Origin of the sequence: Pseudomonas sp. AN-B15, assembly GCF_019056475.1 — a bacterium.
GTDB lineage: Bacteria > Pseudomonadota > Gammaproteobacteria > Pseudomonadales > Pseudomonadaceae > Aquipseudomonas > Aquipseudomonas parakoreensis.
Genome location: NZ_CP049737.1, coordinates 1,226,690 through 1,247,604, shown reverse-complemented (window position 1 = coordinate 1,247,604; position 20,915 = coordinate 1,226,690). Strand labels below are relative to the sequence as shown.

The 20,915-nt window shown below is 61.3% G+C and carries 17 protein-coding genes and 2 pseudogenes; 13 read left to right on the top strand and 6 right to left on the bottom strand.

All coding sequences use genetic code 11. The annotated features are described in order from the left end of the window. The first annotated feature begins 34 nt into the window (after positions 1-34). From GTQ41_RS05490 to GTQ41_RS05475, 5 genes and pseudogenes are all read left to right on the top strand, one after another. Complete coding sequence (locus GTQ41_RS05490) at positions 35-397, top strand: ArsC family reductase (protein ID WP_121183906.1); 363 nt, start codon at positions 35-37, stop codon at positions 395-397. Positions 398-429: 32 nt separating this feature from the next. Further along, positions 430-1,464 carry a 2,3,4,5-tetrahydropyridine-2,6-dicarboxylate N-succinyltransferase gene (gene dapD, locus GTQ41_RS05485; protein ID WP_007954762.1) on the top strand — a complete coding sequence of 345 codons (1,035 nt, stop codon included), beginning with the start codon at positions 430-432 and terminating at the stop codon, positions 1,462-1,464. A 19-nt stretch (positions 1,465-1,483) separates the two neighbouring features. Further along, positions 1,484-1,576, top strand: a pseudogene (locus GTQ41_RS28595) (metal ABC transporter ATP-binding protein); the annotation flags it as partial. Positions 1,577-1,613: 37 nt separating this feature from the next. Continuing rightward, positions 1,614-2,819: an aminotransferase class V-fold PLP-dependent enzyme gene (locus GTQ41_RS05480; RefSeq protein ID WP_047291856.1), complete on the top strand. Its 1,206-nt coding sequence runs from the start codon at positions 1,614-1,616 to the stop codon at positions 2,817-2,819. After that, complete coding sequence (locus GTQ41_RS05475) at positions 2,816-3,226, top strand: SufE family protein (protein ID WP_047291854.1); 411 nt, start codon at positions 2,816-2,818, stop codon at positions 3,224-3,226. Before GTQ41_RS05480 ends, GTQ41_RS05475 begins: the two co-directional genes overlap by 4 nt. A gap of 130 nt (positions 3,227-3,356) precedes the next feature. Here the strand turns inward: GTQ41_RS05475 and tcdA are convergent, their stop codons facing one another. After that, on the bottom strand, positions 3,357-4,175 hold the full coding sequence (gene tcdA / locus GTQ41_RS05470; RefSeq protein WP_003222099.1) for a tRNA cyclic N6-threonylcarbamoyladenosine(37) synthase TcdA: 819 nt from the start codon (positions 4,173-4,175) through the stop codon (positions 3,357-3,359). Between the two features lie 382 nt (positions 4,176-4,557). Between tcdA and GTQ41_RS05465 the strand changes: the two genes are divergently transcribed. From GTQ41_RS05465 to GTQ41_RS05450, 4 genes are all read left to right on the top strand, one after another. Further along, the gene (locus tag GTQ41_RS05465; protein WP_047291852.1) at positions 4,558-7,146 is read left to right on the top strand and encodes a glycosyltransferase; all 2,589 of its coding nucleotides are present in this window, start codon (positions 4,558-4,560) and stop codon (positions 7,144-7,146) included. Between the two features lie 205 nt (positions 7,147-7,351). Next, positions 7,352-8,503 carry a succinyl-diaminopimelate desuccinylase gene (gene dapE / locus GTQ41_RS05460; RefSeq protein ID WP_041072365.1) on the top strand — a complete coding sequence of 384 codons (1,152 nt, stop codon included), beginning with the start codon at positions 7,352-7,354 and terminating at the stop codon, positions 8,501-8,503. Continuing rightward, positions 8,503-9,312 carry a putative RNA methyltransferase gene (locus tag GTQ41_RS05455; protein WP_047291849.1) on the top strand — a complete coding sequence of 270 codons (810 nt, stop codon included), beginning with the start codon at positions 8,503-8,505 and terminating at the stop codon, positions 9,310-9,312. Before dapE ends, GTQ41_RS05455 begins: the two co-directional genes overlap by 1 nt. A gap of 75 nt (positions 9,313-9,387) precedes the next feature. After that, complete coding sequence (locus GTQ41_RS05450; protein WP_007964251.1) at positions 9,388-9,765, top strand: hypothetical protein; 378 nt, start codon at positions 9,388-9,390, stop codon at positions 9,763-9,765. A 93-nt stretch (positions 9,766-9,858) separates the two neighbouring features. Here GTQ41_RS05450 and GTQ41_RS05445 read toward each other — a convergent pair whose 3' ends face one another. After that, positions 9,859-10,068, bottom strand: coding sequence for a cold shock domain-containing protein (locus GTQ41_RS05445; RefSeq protein ID WP_047291846.1), 210 nt, complete (start codon positions 10,066-10,068; stop codon positions 9,859-9,861). A gap of 237 nt (positions 10,069-10,305) precedes the next feature. Between GTQ41_RS05445 and plsB the strand changes: the two genes are divergently transcribed. From plsB to GTQ41_RS05430, 3 genes are all read left to right on the top strand, one after another. Next, positions 10,306-12,807, top strand: a complete 2,502-nt coding sequence (gene plsB / locus GTQ41_RS05440) for a glycerol-3-phosphate 1-O-acyltransferase PlsB (RefSeq protein WP_047291844.1) — start codon at positions 10,306-10,308, stop codon at positions 12,805-12,807. Positions 12,808-12,926: 119 nt separating this feature from the next. After that, complete coding sequence (locus GTQ41_RS05435; RefSeq protein WP_047291842.1) at positions 12,927-13,325, top strand: YbaY family lipoprotein; 399 nt, start codon at positions 12,927-12,929, stop codon at positions 13,323-13,325. Between the two features lie 21 nt (positions 13,326-13,346). Then, positions 13,347-14,036, top strand: coding sequence for a DUF4197 domain-containing protein (locus GTQ41_RS05430; protein ID WP_047291840.1), 690 nt, complete (start codon positions 13,347-13,349; stop codon positions 14,034-14,036). 63 nt (positions 14,037-14,099) lie between these two features. Here GTQ41_RS05430 and GTQ41_RS05425 read toward each other — a convergent pair. From GTQ41_RS05425 to GTQ41_RS05415, 3 genes and pseudogenes are all read right to left on the bottom strand, one after another. Further along, positions 14,100-14,270: pseudogene (locus tag GTQ41_RS05425) on the bottom strand (hypothetical protein); the annotation flags it as partial. A 765-nt stretch (positions 14,271-15,035) separates the two neighbouring features. Further along, positions 15,036-18,104: an efflux RND transporter permease subunit gene (locus tag GTQ41_RS05420; protein ID WP_047292824.1), complete on the bottom strand. Its 3,069-nt coding sequence runs from the start codon at positions 18,102-18,104 to the stop codon at positions 15,036-15,038. A 6-nt stretch (positions 18,105-18,110) separates the two neighbouring features. Next, entirely contained in the window at positions 18,111-19,211 is a 1,101-nt protein-coding gene (locus tag GTQ41_RS05415; RefSeq protein WP_047292822.1) for an efflux RND transporter periplasmic adaptor subunit, read from the bottom strand. A 94-nt stretch (positions 19,212-19,305) separates the two neighbouring features. On the opposite strand from GTQ41_RS05415, the gene GTQ41_RS05410 reads away from it, so the two are divergent. After that, positions 19,306-19,941, top strand: coding sequence for a TetR/AcrR family transcriptional regulator (locus GTQ41_RS05410; RefSeq protein ID WP_041063295.1), 636 nt, complete (start codon positions 19,306-19,308; stop codon positions 19,939-19,941). 129 nt (positions 19,942-20,070) lie between these two features. Here GTQ41_RS05410 and GTQ41_RS05405 read toward each other — a convergent pair whose 3' ends face one another. Then, a complete protein-coding gene (locus tag GTQ41_RS05405) occupies positions 20,071-20,850 on the bottom strand; it encodes a class I SAM-dependent methyltransferase (RefSeq protein WP_179294993.1) in 780 nt (259 codons plus the stop codon). Between the last annotated feature and the right edge of the window lie 65 nt (positions 20,851-20,915).

The following is a 20,915-nucleotide window of genomic DNA, read 5'->3' as shown; positions in this document are numbered from 1 at the left end:
GGGGCGATATTGGGGAAGTTTTGGGGAGGATTTTATGCCCAACGAAATCAAGCACTTACAGCTTTACGGCATCAAAGCCTGCGACACCATGAAGAAGGCGCGCACCTGGCTCGATGAACACGCTGTCAGCTACGACTTTCACGACTACAAAACCGCCGGTATCGACCGTGAGCACCTGACCCAATGGTGCAACGAGCACGGCTGGCAAACGGTGTTGAACCGTGCCGGCACGACCTTTCGCAAACTCGACGACGAACGTAAAGCCGATCTCGACCAGTCGAAAGCCATCGAACTGATGCTCGCTCAACCCTCGATGATCAAGCGCCCGGTGCTCGATCTCGGTGACCGAACCCTGATTGGCTTCAAGCCAGACATCTACGCGGCCGCACTCAAGTAAGCAGCCCGTCACTTATTGCTAGAGGTATTCACATGTCCAACTCTCTGTTCAGCATCGCCTTCGGTGTCGGCACGCAAAACCGTCAAGGTGCCTGGCTGGAAGTGTTCTACGCCCAGCCACTGCTCAACCCGTCGGCAGAACTGGTCGCTGCCGTTGCGCCGATCCTCGGCTACACCGAAGGCAACCAGGCCATCACCTTCACCACCGCGCAGGCGGCGCAACTGGCTGAAGCGGTCAAAGGCATCGACGCCGTTCAAGGCAAGCTGCTGACCCGTCTGGCCGAAAGCCACAAGCCGCTGGTCGCCACTCTTCTGGCCGAAGACGCACAGCTGACCTCGACGCCAGAGGCGTACCTGAAGCTGCACCTGCTGTCCCATCGTCTGGTCAAGCCGCACGGCGTGAGCCTGGCCGGGATCTTCCCGCTGCTGCCGAACGTGGCCTGGACCAGCCAGGGCGCGATCGACCTGAGCGAACTGGCCGAGCTGCAACTCGAAGCCCGCCTGCGCGGCGAGCTGCTGGAAGTGTTCTCGGTGGACAAGTTCCCGAAAATGACCGACTACGTGGTGCCGGCCGGCGTGCGTATCGCTGACGCCGCGCGCCTGCGTCTGGGTGCGTACGTGGGCGAAGGCACCACCGTGATGCACGAAGGCTTCATCAACTTCAACGCCGGCACCGAAGGCCCGGGCATGATCGAAGGCCGCGTTTCCGCTGGCGTATTCGTTGGCAAGGGCTCGGACCTGGGCGGCGGTTGCTCGACCATGGGCACTCTGTCGGGTGGCGGCAACATCGTAATCAAGGTTGGCGAAGGCTGCCTGATCGGCGCCAACGCCGGTATCGGTATTCCGTTGGGCGACCGCAACACTGTCGAGTCGGGCCTGTACGTGACCGCCGGCACCAAAGTCGCGCTGCTGGACGAGCACAACAACCTGGTCAAGGTTGTAAAAGCCCGTGAGCTGGCCGGCCAGACCGACCTGCTGTTCCGTCGCAATTCGGAAACCGGTGCCGTGGAATGCAAGACCCACAAATCGGCGATCGAGCTGAACGAAGCGCTGCACGCGCACAACTAAGCAGCCGTACGATCCCCCTGTGGGAGCGAGCTTGCTCGCGAAGGCGTCCGGTCAGTCAACAACAGAGCTGAATGACACGACGCTTTCGCGAGCAAGCTCGCTCCCACAAGGTTCGATGTACCCCCGCCCAAGTTCACAGGGCTGAACCTATGATGATTCCCTCCCCCTGGCGCGCCGACTTTCCGGCCATCGCCGCCCTGCAACGGCAAGACCAGACCTATCTGGACAACGCCGCCACCACGCAAAAACCCCAGGCCCTGCTTGACGCACTGACGCATTACTACGCCAATGGCGCGGCCAATGTGCATCGCGCGCAGCATCTGCCCGGTGCCCACGCCACGCAGGCGTTCGAAGACAGTCGGCTCAAGGTGGCCCAGTGGCTGAATGCCGGTGACAGCGGGCAGATCATCTTCACCCACGGCGCCACCAGCGCGCTGAATCTCCTGGCCTATGGCCTGGAACCTCTTTTCCACCCGGGCGATGAAATTGTCATCAGCGCCCTGGAGCATCACGCCAACCTGCTGCCGTGGCAGCAACTGGCGCAGCGTCGCGAACTGAAACTGGTGATCCTGCCGCTGGACGCTGACGGCGTGATCGACCTCGGCGCCGCTGTGCGCCTGATCAATCCGCGTACCCGCTTGCTGGCGGTCAGTCAGCTGTCCAACGTGCTTGGTGCCTGGCAACCCTTGCCGGCGTTGCTGGCGATGGCCAAGGCGCACAACGCGCTGACCGTGGTCGATGGCGCCCAGGGTGTGGTGCACGGTCGGCACGACGTGCAGGCGCTCGGTTGCGACTTCTATGTGTTTTCCAGCCACAAGCTGTACGGCCCTGATGGCCTCGGCGTGCTGTTCGGACGCAACAAGGCGCTTGAGCAACTGCAGCCGTGGCAGTTCGGCGGCGAAATGGTCCTGGAAGCCAATTATCACGATGCACGCTTCCGCCCTGCCCCGCTGGGTTTCGAAGCGGGCACACCGCCGATCGCCAGTGTGATTGGCCTCGGTGCCACGCTCGATTATCTGGCCGGGCTGGATCAGGACGCGGTGTCGGCCCATGAAGCGGCGCTGCACGCCTACCTGCTGCAAGGTCTGGCCGCGCGTAACGGCATTCGTCTGTTGGGCAAGCCGCAACTGGCGCTGGCCAGTTTTGTCGTCGAGGGTGTGCACAACGCCGATCTGGCGCACCTGCTCACCGAGCAAGGCATCGCCGTGCGCGCCGGACATCACTGCGCCATGCCGTTGCTGAAAAGCTTCGAACTGGCCGGGGCGATCCGCGTGTCGCTGGCGCTGTACAACGATTCCGAGGATCTGGAGCGTTTCTTTGACGCGCTGGATCAGGCCTTGGAGTTGCTGCGATGAGCCTGCCGCTCGCCGCCGCCGAAGCGCTGCAGACCTTTCAGAACGCCGCTGGTTGGGAACAACGCGCACGGTTGCTGATGCAGTTTGGCGATCGTCTGCCGCCGCTGAATGACGCGGACAAATGCGAAGCCAACCGGGTGCATGGCTGTGAGAGTCAAGTGTGGCTGGTGGGTGAGCTGCAGGACGGCCACTGGCAGTTCAGCGCTGCCAGCGATGCGCGGATGATTCGCGGGCTGGTGGCGTTGTTGCTGTTGCGGGTTAACGGTTTGAGCGCTGTCGAGTTGCAGCAGGTGGATTTGCCGGACTGGTTCAATCAGCTGGGACTGTCGCGGCAGTTGTCGCCGTCGCGCAGTAATGGCTTGAATGCCGTGCTCAAACGCATGAATGAGTTGGCCACCACCGCGTAGGAGCTGCCGCAGGCTGCGATCTTTGATCTTGTTTTTTAAAATCAGGATCAAAAGATCGCAGCCTGCGGCAGCTCCTACAAGGGAGGTGTGGGGGCTGGCTTGCCAGCGATGAGGTCATCAGCCTCACAGATCAAACCTGAGGTTTTACTCGGTCAGCCGGCCGTCGCACACCCGCCACAATCTTGTCCACCGCCTTGGTCGCCGCGACCATGCCGAACGTCGCCGTGACCATCATCACCGCGCCAAACCCGCCGGCGCAGTCGAGCTTCACCCCGTCGCCGACAAAACTCTTCTGCAAGCAGATGCTGCCGTCCGGTTTCGGATAGCGCAGTTGCTCGGTGGAAAACACGCACGGCACACTGTAATGACGGGTCACCGTGCGCGAGAAGCCGTAGTCGCGACGCAACGTCGAACGTACTTTCGAGGCCAGTGGATCGTTGAACGTGCGGTTGAGGTCGCAGACCTGAATCAGCGTCGGATCGATCTGCCCGCCGGCACCGCCGGTGGTGATGATCTGGATCTTGCGCCGCTTGCACCAGGCGATCAGCGCAGCCTTGGCGTTGACCGCGTCGATGCAGTCGATCACGCAGTCGATGTTCGGTGTGATGTACTCGGCCATGGTGTCGCGGGTGACGAAATCCGCCACCGCATGCACGGTGCAATCCGGGTTGATCCCGCGCAGACGCTCGGCCATCACCTCGACCTTGGGTTTGCCGACGGTACTGTCCAGTGCGTGCAACTGACGGTTGGCGTTGCTGACGCAGACGTCGTCCAGATCGAACAGCGAAATCTCACCCACGCCACAGCGGGCCATGGCTTCCGCCGCCCAAGAACCAACGCCACCGACGCCGACAATCGCCACATGGGCCGCACGCAGGCGCTCAAGGCCCTCGATGCCATACAAACGGGCGATGCCTGCAAACCGCGGATCTTCTGTACTCATGACCATTACCCCAAAAACCGGCGCGCATTATAGGACCGTCGGCGGCCAAGAGCATCTTTGATGCTATGAACGGTGAACGCAGGCGTTTTCACACAACCTTTGTGGCGAGGGAGCTTGCCCCCGCCGGGTCGCGAAGCGGCCCTTGAAAAGCGGACTGCTTCGCAGTCCAGCGGGAGCAAGCTCCCTCGCCACCGGGAATTGCTATAACTGAATAACAAAGTTTTCTCTTACAAGCTGTTACTAAAGAACTTAAATCAGGTTGGACTGCCCAATGTCGGGCATTTCCCTGTCCGGTGTACGAGCAGTGAACTGCCGGTGTAGGATTCGCGCCCTCTTGGCGCTTGCCAACCGTTCCTTCGTTCCACAGCCTTTGGAACCCGAAATAGCTATGTCATCGCGTAAATTTGGTCTCAACCTGGTGGTGGTTCTGGCAATCGCCGCCCTGTTCACCGGTTTCTGGGCGCTGATCAACCGCCCGGTCTCCGCGCCCAATTGGCCGGAGCAGATCTCCGGTTTCTCTTATTCGCCATTCCAGCAGGGCCAATTCCCGCAGAAGGATCAGTATCCGACTGACGATGAAATGCGCCGTGATCTGGAGATCATGAGCAAGCTGACGGACAACATCCGCATCTATTCGGTTGACGGTTCGCTGCAGGACATCCCGAAACTGGCGGAAGAGTTTGGTCTGCGCGTGACCCTCGGGATCTGGATCAGCCCCGATCAGGAACGCAACGAGCGCGAGATCCAGCGCGCCATCGAACTGGCCAACACCTCGCGCAGCGTGGTGCGGGTGGTGGTCGGTAACGAGGCGATTTTCCGCAAGGAAATCACCGCTGAACAACTCAGCGTGCTGCTGGATCGCGTGCGCGCAGCGGTGAAAGTGCCGGTGACCACCTCCGAGCAATGGCACGTCTGGGAAGAACACCCGGAACTGGCCAAACACGTCGACCTTATCGCCGCGCACGTGCTGCCTTACTGGGAATTCATTCCGGTGGACAAGGCCGGGCAGTTCGTCTTCGACCGCGCCCGCGACCTGAAAAAGCTGTTCCCGAAAAAACCGTTGCTGCTGTCCGAAGTCGGCTGGCCGAGCAACGGGCGCATGCGCGGTGGCGCCGATGCGTCGCCGGCGGATCAGGCGATCTACCTGCGCACGCTGGTCAACAAACTCAACCGTCAGGGCTTCAACTACTTCGTGATTGAAGCCTTCGACCAGCCGTGGAAGGCCAGTGACGAAGGTTCGGTCGGCGCCTACTGGGGCGTGTTCAACGCCGCGCGCCAGCAGAAATTCAACTTCGAAGGCCCGGTGGTGGCGATCCCGCAATGGCGCGTGCTGGCCATCGGTTCGGTGGTGCTGGCGCTGTTGTCGCTGACCCTGCTGATGATCGACGGCTCGGCCCTGCGTCAGCGCGGCCGCACCTTCCTGACCTTTATCGCGTTCCTTTGCGGTTCGGTGCTGGTGTGGATCGGCTACGACTACAGCCAGCAATACAGCACGTGGTTCAGCCTGACGGTGGGTTTCCTCCTGGCGTTGGGTGCGCTCGGGGTGTTCATCGTGTTGCTGACCGAGGCGCATGAACTGGCCGAAGCCGTGTGGATTCACAAGCGTCGGCGGGAATTCCTGCCGGTGATCGGTGATTCGGACTACCGGCCGAAAGTCTCGATCCACGTGCCTTGCTACAACGAGCCGCCGGACATGGTCAAACAGACCCTCGACGCCCTCGCGGCCCTCGATTACCCGGACTATGAAGTCCTGATCATCGACAACAACACCAAGGACCCGGCAGTCTGGGAACCGGTGCGCGACTACTGCGCGACCCTCGGCCCGCGCTTCAAGTTCTTCCACGTCTCGCCCCTGGCCGGGTTCAAGGGCGGCGCGCTGAACTACCTGATTCCGCACACCGCCAAGGACGCCGAAGTGATCGCGGTGATCGACTCCGACTACTGCGTACACCCGAACTGGCTCAAGCACATGGTGCCGCACTTCGCCGACCCGAAAATCGCCGTGGTGCAGTCGCCGCAGGATTACCGCGACCAGAACGAAAGCACCTTCAAGAAGCTCTGCTACGCCGAATACAAAGGCTTCTTCCACATCGGCATGGTCACCCGTAACGACCGCGACGCGATCATCCAGCACGGCACCATGACCATGACCCGCCGTTCGGTTCTGGAAGAGCTGGGCTGGGCCGACTGGTGCATCTGTGAAGACGCCGAACTCGGCCTGCGCGTGTTCGAGAAAGGCCTGTCGGCGGCGTATTACCACGACAGCTACGGCAAGGGTCTGATGCCGGACACCTTCATCGACTTCAAGAAGCAGCGTTTCCGCTGGGCCTACGGCGCGATCCAGATCATCAAGCGCCACACCCGCAGCCTGCTGCGCGGCAAGGACACCGAGCTGACCCGTGGCCAGCGTTACCACTTCCTCGCGGGCTGGTTGCCGTGGGTGGCGGACGGCATGAACATTTTCTTCACCGTCGGCGCGTTGTTGTGGTCAGCGGCGATGATCATCGTGCCGCAACGGTTCGATCCGCCGCTGCTGATTTTCGCCATCCCGCCGCTGGCGCTGTTCGTGTTCAAGGTCGGCAAGATCATCTTCCTCTACCGTCGCGCCGTCGGCGTGAACCTCAAGGATGCGTTCTGCGCGGCGCTGGCCGGGCTGGCGTTGTCGCACACCATCGCCAAAGCGGTGCTGTACGGTTTCTTCACCAGCAGCATTCCGTTCTTCCGCACACCGAAAAATGCCGACAACCACGGCTTCTGGGTGGCGATTTCCGAAGCGCGGGAAGAGCTGTTCATCATGCTGCTGTTGTGGGGCGCGGCGCTGGGGATCTACCTGGTGCAAGGCATTCCGAGCAACGACATGCGCTTCTGGGTGGCGATGCTGCTGGTGCAGTCGTTGCCGTACGTCGCGGCGCTGATCATGGCGTTCCTCTCGTCGCTGCCAAAACCGGCGGCGGAGCCTGAACCGGCCGCCGCTTGATCAGTTATTGTTGAACGTCAAACGGCGGCCTTCGGGCCGCCGTTTTGCATTAGAATGGTCGCCTTTTTCAATGCCAACACATCCTGTAGGAGCTGCCGCAGGCTGCGATCCTTTGATCTTGCTGTAGATTTGAAAAAACAAAATCAAAAGATCGCAGCCTGCGGCAGCTCCTACAGGTTTACCGTGCGCACCCCGGAGTTATTACATGACGGCCCACGCCGACCTTTCGCCGACCCTCCAACTCGCCATCGACCTGATCCGCCGTCCGTCCGTGACGCCGGTCGACGCCGATTGCCAGAAGCAGATGATGCAGCGCCTGGGCGATGCCGGTTTCACCCTCGAACCGATGCGCATCGAAGATGTGGATAACTTCTGGGCCACCCACGGCAACGACGACGGCCCGGTGCTGTGCTTCGCCGGCCACACCGACGTGGTGCCGACCGGTCCGGTGACCGCTTGGCAGATCGACCCGTTCAACGCCGTCATCGATGAACACGGCATGCTCTGTGGCCGTGGTGCGGCGGACATGAAAGGCAGCCTGGCATCGATGACCGTGGCCGCCGAGCGTTTCGTTGCCGACTACCCGAATCACAAGGGCAAGGTCGCGTTCCTCATCACCAGCGACGAAGAAGGCCCGGCGCACCACGGCACCAAAGCGGTGGTTGAACGTCTGGTGGCGCGCAAGGAACGTCTGGACTGGTGCATCGTCGGCGAACCGTCGAGCACCACGCTGGTCGGTGACGTGGTGAAAAACGGGCGTCGCGGCTCGCTGGGCGCCAAGCTCACCGTGCGCGGCGTGCAGGGGCACGTGGCCTATCCGCATCTGGCAAAGAACCCGATCCACCTCGCGGCTCCGGCGCTGGCCGAGCTGGCCGCCGAGCATTGGGATCACGGTAACGATTTCTTCCCGCCGACCAGTTTCCAGATTTCCAACCTCAACTCCGGCACCGGCGCGACCAACGTGATTCCGGGTGATCTGGTGGCGGTGTTCAACTTCCGCTTCTCCACCGAATCCACCGTCGAAGGCCTGCAAAAACGCGTGGCCGACATCCTCGACAAACACAACCTGGACTGGCACATCGACTGGGCGCTGTCCGGTCTGCCGTTCCTCACCGAGCCGGGCGCGCTGCTCGACGCGGTATCGTCGAGCATCAAGGACATCACCGGCCGCGAAACCCACGCGTCGACCAGCGGCGGCACTTCCGACGGTCGTTTCATCGCGACCATGGGTACGCAAGTGGTTGAGCTGGGGCCGGTCAACGCGACCATTCACCAGGTCAACGAGCGTGTGCTGGCGGCCGATCTCGACGTGCTGACCGAGATCTACTACCAGACCCTGATCAAGTTGCTCGCCTGATGCTCGCGTGCCCGATCTGCAGTGAACCGCTCAGCAGCGTCGATAACGGTGTGGTCTGCCCCGCCGGCCACCGCTTCGACCGCGCGCGTCAGGGTTACTTGAACCTGTTGCCGGTGCAGCACAAGAACAGCCGCGATCCTGGCGACAACCAGGCGATGGTCGAGGCGCGTCGCGACTTCCTGAATGCCGGGCATTACGCGCCAGTGGCCAAACGTCTGGCCGAGCTGGCGGCGGGTTATGCGCCGGCACGCTGGGTCGATATCGGTTGCGGTGAGGGTTACTACACCGCGCAGATTGCCGATGCCTTGCCGGATGCCGATGGCTACGCGCTGGACATCTCGCGCGAGGCGGTGAAACGCGCCTGCAAGCGTAATCCGGCAATCACTTGGTTGATCGCCAGCATGGCCCGCGTGCCATTGGCGTCGGGCAGTTGCCAGTTTCTCGCCAGCGTTTTCAGTCCGCTGGACTGGGAGGAAGCCAAGCGCCTGCTCAGCGTCGGTGGCGGCCTGATGAAGGTCGGCCCGACCAGCGGCCACCTGATGGAACTGCGCGAACGCCTGTACGACGAAGTGCGCGAGTACACCGACGACAAGCATCTGGCATTAGTGCCCGAAGGCATGGCGCTGGCGCACAGCGAAACCCTGGAATTCCAACTGACGCTGGACAAGCCCGAGGACCGCGCCAACCTGTTGGCGATGACACCCCACGGCTGGCGCGCCAGTGCCGAACGCCGCGCCGCAGTGATCGAACAGCCCGAGCCGTTCGTGACCACCGTGTCGATGCGCTACGATTATTTCGTTCTTCAATAACTTTTGGTCTCGGGCGAGTGCCCGGGGCCGGCTAAATCCGCGAATGGATTTTTCAGACCCGCAGTGAGGACATCCATGCGCCAACCGGATATCGAGATTTACCTGAAAGACGCCGACGTCGACCACAAGGCGATTTCCGCCTGGCTCGGTGAGGCTCTGGGCCCGTGCAGCGATTGGGTACAGAAAGGCCAGACCTACAAGTGCAAGGCCGGCAACATCCCGGTGACGTGGCTGCCGAAGGCCGTGGGCAAATGGAACAGCCTGTACCTGGAAAGCGATGCGACGCCTTGGGACGACGACATCGCCTGCGCCCGTGCGGCTTTCGCCGCGCTGAACGTGGAAGTGCGTTGCGCGCCGGGCACCTGGGTCGAGGAAGAAGGTGAGGAAACGGCGGATCGCTGGATTCGCATCAGCGCCGACGGTGAAGAAGAAATCACCTGGAAGACTGCCTGAAAGCAAAAGATCGCAGCCTTCGGCAGCTCCTACAGGGGAATGCATTCCAAACTGTAGGAGCTGCCGCAGGCTGCGATCTTTTGATCTTGAAAGTTACAGGCCTACAACATCCTCAGCCTGCAAACCCTTCTGCCCTTCCACCACCGCGTATTCAACCTGCTGACCCTCGGTCAGCGAACGGTGTCCTTCGCCGCGGATCGCGCGGTAGTGCACGAACACGTCCACCCCGTCGTTGCGCTGAATGAAGCCGTAGCCCTTGGCGTCGTTGAACCACTTCACATTGCCGGTTTCACGTGTTGCCATCTGTTCATACTCCTTTTTTATTATTGAACAGGCTTTTCGCAGGAAAGCCTTTGCGGAACGTCAGCCTGCGCCCGACGTCCATAAAGGGCCCCGGCGACAGATTGCCGAGTATATGACAGGCGCAAAAACTCTCAACAGGAGATTACTTCGCCGCTTTTTTGCCGATTTTCGGTGAATACGGCAAACTGTCGACCGCCCGAGCATCTGCTCGGTTTTATCAACTCACGCAGAAGCCGTATGACCCGTTCCCCGTTCCGCCGTCTAGTGTTTGGCACCTTGCGCCGACTGTTGTACCTCTGGGTTCGCTCGGAGACGATCAACCAGTCGTCGCTCACCCTCAACCTCGACCGCAGTCGCCCGGTGTTCTACGTCCTGCAAAACCCCTCGCTCACTGATCTGGCGGTGGTCGACACCGAATGCACCAAGGCCGGTCTGCCGCGTCCGGTGCTGCCAGTGTCGGTGGGGCCGTTGATCGAACCGGCGGCGTTTTTCTACCTGACGCCGGACCCGGACTGGCTTGGCCGTCAGGACAAGCGCGGTGCACCGCCGACCCTGACCCGTCTGGTCAGCGCCCTGACGCAGAACGCCGCCGAAGACGCGCAGATCATTCCGGTCAGCGTGTTCTGGGGCCAGTCGCCGGACAGCGAAAACAGTCCGTGGAAGTTGCTGTTCGCCGACAGCTGGGCCGTCACCGGGCGCCTGCGTCGGCTGCTGAGCATCATCGTTCTGGGGCGCAAGACTCGCGTGCAGTTCTCCGCGCCGATCCACCTGCGCGAACTGATCGAACACAACAAGGGCCACGAACGCACCGTGCGCATGGCCCAGCGCATCCTGCGCGTGCACTTCCGCAACCTGAAGGCAGCAGTGATCGGCCCGGACATCTCGCACCGGCGCAATCTGGTCAAGGGGCTGCTCAATCAACCACTGGTCAAGCAAGCGATCGTCGAAGAAGCCGAACGCGAGAACATTTCCCTGGAAAAAGCCAAGGCCCAGGCCCTGCGCTACGGCAACGAGATCGCTTCGGACTACACCTACACCGCGATTCGTTTCCTCGAAGTGGTACTGAGCTGGTTCTGGAACAAGATCTACGACGGGATCAAGGTCAACCACATCGAAGGCGTGCAGAAGGTCGCTCAGGGTCACGAAGTGATCTACGTGCCGTGCCACCGCAGCCACATCGACTACTTGCTGCTCTCGTATCTGCTGTTTCGCAACGGCCTGACCCCGCCGCACATTGCCGCCGGGATCAACCTGAACATGCCGGTGATCGGCAGCCTGCTGCGCCGTGGCGGCGCGTTCTTCATGCGCCGCACGTTCAAGGGCAATCCGCTGTATACCTCGGTGTTCAACGAATACCTGCACACCCTGTTTACCAAAGGTTTCCCGGTCGAATACTTCGTCGAGGGCGGCCGCTCGCGCACCGGGCGCATGCTGCAACCGAAGACCGGCATGCTCGCGATCACAATGCGCAGCTTCCTGCGCTCATCGCGGATGCCGATCGTCTTCGTGCCGGTGTACATCGGTTACGAGCGCGTGCTGGAAGGTCGCACCTACCTTGGCGAACTGCGTGGTGCGAGCAAGAAGAAAGAGTCGATCTTCGACATCTTCAAAGTCATCGGCGCGCTCAAGCAGCGCTTCGGTCAGGTCGCGGTGAACTTCGGTGAACCGATCAAACTCGCAGAATTCCTCGACGCTGAGCAACCGGACTGGCGCCAGCAGGCACTCGGCCCGCAGTACAAACCGGCCTGGCTTAACGAAACCACCAACCGCCTCGGCGAGAAAGTCGCGCAGCACCTGAACGAAGCGGCGGCGATCAACCCGGTCAATCTGGTCGCACTGGCGCTGCTCTCGACCACCCGCCTGGCACTGGACGATCGGGCCATGGCGCGGGTGCTGGATCTGTATCTGGCGCTGCTGCGCAAAGTCCCGTACTCACCGCACACGACCCTGCCGGAAGGCGACGGCCGCGCGCTGATCGAGCATGTGAAGGACATGGATTTGCTGTCCGAGCAAAACGATGCGCTGGGCAAGATTCTCTATCTGGACGAGCAGAACGCCGTCCTGATGACCTACTACCGCAACAACGTGCTGCACATCTTCGCCTTGCCGGCGCTGCTGGCGAGCTTCTTCCAGAGCACTTCGCGCATGAGCCGCGAGCAGATCCTGCGCTACACCCGCGCGCTGTATCCGTACTTGCAGTCGGAGCTGTTCATCCGCTGGAGCCTGGAGGAGCTGGACGCAGTAATCGATCAATGGCTGGAAGCGTTCGTCGAGCAAGGCCTGCTGCGTTTCGAAAAGGACGTGTACCTGCGCCCCGCTCCAAGTTCGCGGCACTTTGTGCTGCTGACCCTGCTGTCGAAAAGCATCGCGCAGACCCTGCAGCGCTTCTACATGACCGTCTCGCTGCTGCTCAACGCCGGGCAGAACAGCATCAGCGCCGAAGAGCTGGAAGACCTGTGCACGGTCATGGCCCAGCGCCTGTCAATCCTGCACGGCCTGAATGCCCCGGAGTTCTTCGACAAGAGTCTGTTCCGTCATTTCATCCAGACGATGCTCGACCTCGACGTCCTGCGCCGCGACGAAGCCGGCAAGTTGAGCTACCACGAACTGCTCGGCGAACTGGCGGAGGGCGCAGCCAAACGCGTATTGCCGGCGGAGATTCGCCTGTCGATTCGTCAGGTGGCGCTGCATCGCAGTGAAGATGCAGCGGATCAGATCACGCCACTGCCTGAGGCTTGATGCATTACCCCGGTGGGAGCGAGCCTGCTCGCGAAGACGGCTGATCAGTCACTGGAAATATTGACTGAATCACCGCATTCGCGAGCAGGCTCGCTCCCACATTGAAAGGAGCTCTACCCATGAAAAAACTGTTGACCCTCGCCGCCGCCACCCTTCTCAGCGCCTGCCAATCAACCACACCCGCCGGCAAGGTCGGTCTCGACGGTGAAGTGTTCTACCTGCAACGCATCGCCCTGCCACCGAGCGCGACACTGAGCGTGAGCTTGCAGGACGTATCGCTGGCCGACGCTCCGGCGGTGGTCCTCGACGAGCAGAAAGGCCCGGTCAAAGGCCAGGTGCCGCTGCCGTTCCACTTGAGTTACGATCCGGCCCAGGTCAAACCCGGTCACCGCTATTCGGTCAGCGCGCGCATCGAGGTCAACGGTGAGCTGATGTTCATCACCACCGAGAACCACGCCGTGCAACTGGACGGTAATGATCCGCAGCCGCTGAAAATCCGCGTCGACGCCATTCGCTAACTGTCTTTCAAGGAAGCTGCCATGCTCCGCCCTACCCTTCGCTTCGCCAGCCTGTGCGCGGGCCTGATGATCTCTGCCAGCGCCCTGGCGCTGTCGCTCAGCGACCTCTCGCAACAAGACGCCACCGGCGGCCTCAAGGACGCCCTGACCCAAGGCGCGCAAATCGCCGTCAAACAACTCGGCACCCCGGGCGGCTTCAGCAACAACCCGGAGGTGAAAATCGAACTGCCGGGCAAACTCGGCAAAGTCGCCGGCAAGATGAAAGCCTTCGGCATGGGCGCCCAGGTCGACGAACTCGAAACCGCCATGAACAAGGCCGCCGAAAGCGCCGTGACCCAGGCCCAGCCGATCCTCGTCGACGCCGTGAAGAAAATGACCGTGGCCGACGCCAAGGGCATCCTCAGCGGCGGCACCGACTCGGCCACCCAATACCTGGACAAAACCAGCCGCGAACAGATCCGCGCCAGGTTCCTGCCGATCGTCAAACAAGCCACCGACAAAGTCGGCGTAGCGCAAAAGTACAACGCCTTCGCCGGCCAGGCCGCGACCTTGGGCGTGGTGGATGCGAAAAGCGCCAACGTCGAAAGCTACGTCACCGAGCAGGCACTGAACGGCCTGTTCGAAATGATCGGCAAACAGGAAGAAACCATCCGCAAGAACCCGGCGGCTGCGGCGACTGGCCTTGCCAAGAAAGTGTTCGGCACATTGTAATTTTTGCCGCTGCACGCAAAAGCCCGCTGAACCTGTGAAGGTCAGCGGGCTTTTTGTTGCGTGTCAGCCTTGCGGATCGACTTGGTCAAGGACGCGGTTTACCGACAGCTCAGCGAGCGAAATCATCTGCTGAATGCCCAGAAGCTGACTGCACGTCGAGCCGCTCAGGGTAAACGCCAACTCACTGGCCATGACATTGGCCGAGGCCAGCGTTTCACAGGCATGGGCCAGCATTAAATACAACCTGACTCAAAGTAGGAGCTGCCGAAGGCTGCGATTTTTTGATCTTGCTTTTGATTTTGAAAAGCCAGGATCAAAAGATCGCAGCCTTCGGCAGCTCCTACAGGAGATTGGGTGCGGGCAGTTGGAGATTGGTCGGCTGTCAGGCCGCCTTCGCTGGCAAGCCAGCTCCCACAGTGGGGTTGGAGGTGGTCAGTTGGAAACCGGTCGGCCCGTAGGCCGCCTTCGCCGGCAAGCCAGCTTCCACAAGATCAAGATCAAAAGATCGCAGCCTCAGGCAGCTCCTACAGGAGACTGGGTGTGGTCTGTTGAAGATTGGTCGGCTGTCAGGCCGCCTTCGCTGGCAAGTCAGCTCCCACAAAAATCAACAGCAGACCGCATCCGCTTCTCACCACTCAACAGGATGAGCGTTAGCTCGGCTGCAGCTCTTGATCTTGCCGTGCCGGCCCCTTCGGCAGGCTGAGTGGAGGGGTTTATCCGGGGGTGGGAGCGCAGCGACCGTTTGGCGAAGCCAAAGGCATCGAGAGGAGGTGCAGCGAAGCAAACCGGAGGCGATGCCCCCGGATAAACCCCGCAACGAAGGAACCCGAGCCTAAGCGAGGGCCGTACGCCGGGGCCCAGCGTTTTGGTTACTTTTGGGCGTCTGCAAAAGTGACTCGCCGTAAGGGCGAAACCGCCAGCCGCAACACCCGAAGCAACGGATAAACACCCAAAACCCCAGGAGCATGGTCGGCCCAAAGGCCGCCAAGTCCAAAAGCCTCACCCCTCCCGACGCACTCGGAACCAGGCCGCATACAAAGCAGGCAAAAACAAAAGCGTCAAAGCCGTAGCCACAATCAACCCCCCCATGATCGCCACCGCCATCGGCCCGAAAAACACACTGCGCGACAACGGAATCATCGCCAACACAGCCGCCAAAGCCGTCAACACAATCGGCCGAAACCGCCGCACCGTCGCCTCGATAATCGCCTGCCAAGGCTTGAGACCAGAGGCAATATCCTGCTCGATCTGATCCACCAGAATCACCGAGTTGCGCATGATCATCCCCGACAGCGCGATCGTCCCCAGCATCGCCACAAACCCGAACGGCTGACGGAACACCATCAGAAACAATACCACCCCGATCAACCCCAACGGCGCCGTCAGAAACACCATCGCCGTGCGCGAAAAGCTGCGTAATTGCACCATCAGCAACGTCAACACCACCACGATAAACATCGGCACCCCGGCATTCACCGACTTCTGCCCACGCTCCGAATCCTCCACCGTGCCGCCGACATCCAACAGATACCCGTCAGGCAATTCGGCACGGATCGGATCCAGCGTCGGAGCGATCTGCTTCACCAGCGTCGCCGGCTGCTCCTTACCGTAAATGTCCGCCCGCACCGTCACGGTTGGCAGACGATTACGGTGCCAGATAATCCCTTCCTCAAACCCGTACTCCAACGTGGCAATCTGCGACAACGCCACACTGCGACTGTTATCGGTCGGTACCGCCAGACTCGGCAGCAACGACAACTCGGTGCGCTCATGCACCGTGCCGCGCAACAGGATCTCGATCAGCTCGTTGTCCTCGCGGTACTGACTGACACTCGAACCAGTCAGCGAGCTCTGGAGGAATTTCGCCAGATTGGCCGTGCTCACACCGAGCGCCCGGGCGCGGTCCTGATCGATGTTCAGGTACACCACTTTGCTCGGCTCTTCCCAGTCCAGGTGCACGTTGACCACATGCGGGTTCTCGCGCACCTTGGCTGCTACTTTGCGCGCCAACGCGCGGACCTCTTCGATGTGCTCACCGGTGACGCGGAACTGCACCGGGTAGCCCACCGGCGGACCGTTTTCCAGACGCGTGACCCGCGAGCGCAGGGCCGGGAATTGCTCGTTGAGGGTTTCGATCAACCAGGTGCGCAGGTTCTCGCGCTCCTCGATGTTTTTCGCCAATACCACAAACTGGGCGAAGCTCGCCGCCGGCAGTTGCTGATCCAGCGGCAGGTAGAAACGCGGCGAACCGGTGCCGACATACGCCACATAGTTATCGATGCCGGCGTGATCCTTGAGCATTGCTTCCAGGCGTTTGACCTCGGCCGTGGTGTTGGCCAGCGACGCCCCTTCGGCCAACTTCAGATCGACCATCAACTCCAGTCGATTGGAGGCCGGGAAGAACTGCTGCGGTACGAAACGGAACAGCATCACCGACGCGATGAACAGCCCCACCGTCAGCACGATCACGGTTTTGCGATGCGCCACGCACCACTCCACCAGACGCCGCACCCGTTGATAGAACGGCGTGCCATACGGGTCGGCTTGCCCGTCAGCTGTGCCGTGTTTGGCCGCATGAATTTTCGCCAGATCCGGCAGGAGTTTTTCCCCCAGATACGGCACGAACATCACCGCCGCGACCCACGACGCGAGCAAGGCGATGGTCACCACCTGGAAGATCGAACGGGTGTATTCACCGGTGCCGGACTGCGCGGTGGCAATCGGCAGAAACCCGGCGGCGGTGATCAGCGTACCGGTGAGCATCGGGAACGCGGTGCTGGTCCAGGCATAGCTCGCGGCCTTGATCCGGTCGAAGCCCTGCTCCATTTTGATCGCCATCATTTCCACGGCGATGATCGCGTCGTCCACCAGCAAGCCCAGCGCCAGCACCAGCGCGCCGAGCGAGATTTTGTGCAGACCGATGCCGAGGTAATACATGCAGGCGAAGGTCATCGCCAGCACCAGCGGAATGGTCAGAGCGACCACCATGCCGGTGCGCACGCCGAGAGAGAAGAAGCTCACCAGCAACACGATCGCCAACGCCTCGACCAGCACCTGGACGAACTCGCCGACACCGGTCTTTACCGCCGCCGGTTGGTCGGAGACTTTGCGCAGTTGCATGCCGGCCGGGAGGTTTTTCTGCAGGCGCGAGAACTCGCCTTCCAGCGCTTTGCCCAGCACCAGAATGTCGCCGCCGTCCTTCATCGCGACAGCGAGGCCAATGGCGTCTTCGCCCATGAAGCGCATGCGTGGCGCCGGTGGATCGTTGAAACCGCGATGCACATCGGCGACATCGGAGATACGGAACGTCCGGTCACCGACGCGGATCGGGAAGTTCTTAATCTCCTCGACCGTTTGAAAATTCCCCGAGACCCGCAGTTGCACACGTTCGCTGCCGGTTTCAAAGAACCCCGCAGTGGACACCGCGTTCTGCTCTTCCAGCGCTTGCTGCACCGCCGCCAGTGGCAAACCGAGGGTGGCGAGTTTGACGTTGGACAGCTCGACCCAGATTTTCTCGTCCTGCAAACCGAGCAGGTCGACCTTGCCGACATCCTTGACCCGCTGCAGCTGGATCTGGATGCGGTCGGCGTAATCCTTGAGCACTGCGTAATCGAAACCGTCGCCGGTCAGCGCGTAAATATTGCCGAACGTGGTGCCGAATTCATCGTTGAAAAACGGTCCCTGAATCCCCGGCGGCAAGGTCTGGCGAATGTCGCTGACCTTCTTGCGCACCTGATACCAGAGGTCCGGAATTTCCTTGGAGTGCATCGAGTCGCGGGCAATGAAGGTGACCTGCGACTCGCCGGGGCGAGAGAACGACACGATGCGTTCGTACTCGCCGGTTTCCATCAATTTCTTTTCGATGCGTTCGGTGACCTGCCGTGAAACTTCCTGTGCGGTCGCCCCCGGCCAGCGGGTCTGGATGACCATGGCCTTGAAGGTGAACGGCGGGTCTTCGCTCTGGCCGAGTTTGGTGTAGGACAAGGCCCCGACGATGGCCAGCAAAAGCATCAGGAACAAGACGATCTGGCGATTACGCAACGCCCATTCGGAAAGGTTGAAGCGCATCGGGACTTACTCCTTGTCCGCCAGATTGACCACACGGTTGGAGCGATCCACAGGCCGCACCTGCTGACCGTCGAGCAATACGTGAACCCCGGCGGCGACTACCCAGTCGCTGGCATTCAAGCCTTCGAGCACCGGCACACTTTTCTCGCCGAACGGGCCGATGCGCACTGGCGTCTTCTTCAGGGTGTTGTTGGCGCTGACGACCCAGACATAGGTCGCACCGTTCTCGGCAGTCAGGGCCGAAAGCGGTACTGACAGCGGCACACTGTCTGCCGATTGCACGAACACCCGAGCGCTCTGCCCGAGTTCAGCCGGGACTTTGCCGCTGGTGAACGAGATGCGCGCGGCGAAGGTACGGGATTTCGGATCGGCCGCCGGCGACAGCTCACGAATCTGCCCGGCGAAGCGCTGGTTCTGCTGGGTCCACAGTTCAACGGTCACTGGCTGGCCGACCTTGAACCGCCCGAAGCTCTGCTCCGGCAGGCTGATCGACACTTCCCGCTCGCCGTCGGTGGCGAGGGTAAACACGGTTTGTCCGGCGGCGACCACCTGCCCGACTTCCACCGAACGCTTGGCCACCACGCCGTCCTGCGGCGCGCGCAGCACGGCGTAACTGGCCTGGTTGGTCGAGACGTTGAATTCGGCTTTGATTTGCTTGAGGCGGGCTTCGCCGGAGCGGTAGAGGTTTTCCGCGTTGTCGTAGGCAGAACGGCTGACCATCTGCCGTTCCATCAAGGTTTTGTAGCGGTCACGCTCAGCGCGCACCAGGTTCAGATTGGCTTCAGCGGCGGCGACCTGGGCGCGAGTGGCTTCCAGTTGCAGGCGTACGTCCTGCGGATCGAGCTCGGCCAATGGTTGATCAGCCTTCACGCGCTGGCCTTCCTCGACCAGTCGTCGGCTGACTTTGCCGCCAATGCGGAACGCCAGATCGGGTTCGTAGCGGGCGCGAACCTCACCCGGATAACTTTCCATCGCCTGCGCCGAAGGCTCTGGCTGCACCACCATGGCCGGTCGAACGCTGACTGACGTCGCCTCTTCCTGACCGCATGCGGACAATAAAACAGCCAGACTGACTGGCACGGCAAAGGACAACGCATAGCGGAACATGGTGACGGACCTTTCGCTTATGGTGCTTGGAATATTTATACTGGCCGGTATGGTATTAATAGCAAACTCACCAGTCCAGTATTAAAAGCGAAGAATGTCGAACAATCTTTCAGCTCCAAACGGCCCGGGCCGTCCGAAGGATCCGGCCAAGCGCCGGGCAATCCTCGATGCGGCGAAAACCCTGTTTCTGAGTCACGGCTACGCCAACACCAGCATGGACGCGGTAGCCGCCGAGGCGGGCGTGTCGAAACTGACGGTTTACAGCCACTTCAACGACAAGGAGACGCTGTTCTCCTCCGCGGTAATGGCCAAATGCGAGGAACAGTTACCGCCGTTGTTCTTCGAATTGCCCGCCGGCATCCCCGTGGAAAATGTGTTGCTGAACATTGCCCGGGGCTTTCATCAGCTGATCAACAGCGACGAGTCGGTGAATCTGCATCGCTTGATGATGGCGCTGGGCACCCAGGATCCGAAGCTGTCGCAGATCTTCTTCGACGCTGGCCCCGAACGCATGGTGCAAGGCATGGAGCGGCTGCTCAAACGCATCGACGAGACCGGCGTGCTGAGCATCGACCTGCCGCGCAATGCCGCCGAGCATTTCTTCTGCCTGCTCAAGGGTGCGGGGAATTTTCGTTTGCTGTATTGCTGCGGTGAACCGCTGAGCGAAGAAGCGGCAGAGAGTCATGTGCAAGAAGTGGTGGGGTTGTTCATGCGGGCGTATCGGCCCTGATTTTTTAGCGCCTGATCTGACGTCATCGCTGGCAAGCCAGCTCCCACATTGATCGTGCTGAACACAAATTGTGCGAACGACACAAAAACTTGTGGGAGCTGGCTTGCCAGCGATTGAGGCGACTCGGTATCAAGCCTTGAGTGCTTTCTTCGGGTAGATGTCATACCGACTGGATTTGCCATCCAGCGCATGGCTCGGCTTCGGCCCCTCAATACACGGCGCCTTGCGCGGGCGCTTGACCACCACCCGGTGTGTCGCCAGGGCCAGCGCCGCTTCGAGCAACGCCGGCGCATCCGGATCATCCCCGACCAGCGGACGGAACAGGCGCATCTCTTTCTTCACCAGCGCCGTCTTCTCGCGGTGCGGGAACATCGGGTCGAGGTAGATCACCTGCGGTGGCTCGCCTTGCCAATTGCGCATCACCTCGATGGAGTTGCCCTTGAGCAGCTTCATCCGCGCGACAATCGGCGCCACGTCGAAATCTTCCGCCGCCCGCGCCAGACCATCCTCCAGCAACGCCCCGATCAGCGGCTGGCGCTCGATCAGGCTCATCTCGCAGCCCAGACTGGCCAGCACGAACGCGTCCTTGCCCAGCCCCGCCGTGGCGTCCAGCACCCGAGGGCGCACGCCTTGGGCAATGCCAACCGCCTTGGCGATCATCTGCCCGCTGCCGCCGCCGTACAGACGCCGGTGCGCCGCGCCCCCCTCGACAAAGTCCACCCGCACCGGTCCCGGCGCATCCGGGCCGAGCTGCTGCAGCTGCAAACCCTGCTCGCCCACCTGCAAGGCGAACTCGCCGTCGTCCACCTGCAGCGGCAGGCCCAGGCGCTCCGCCCATTGCTCGGCTTGCGCTTCAAACGTCGGGCCGAGGGCCTGGACATGGATGCGGCAGGCCGCGGGTTGCTCAATCATGAAAACACGCTCAAAAAAGTTAAGGATCGGCAAAAAGTGGCCGATAAACCAATCAACGCGCA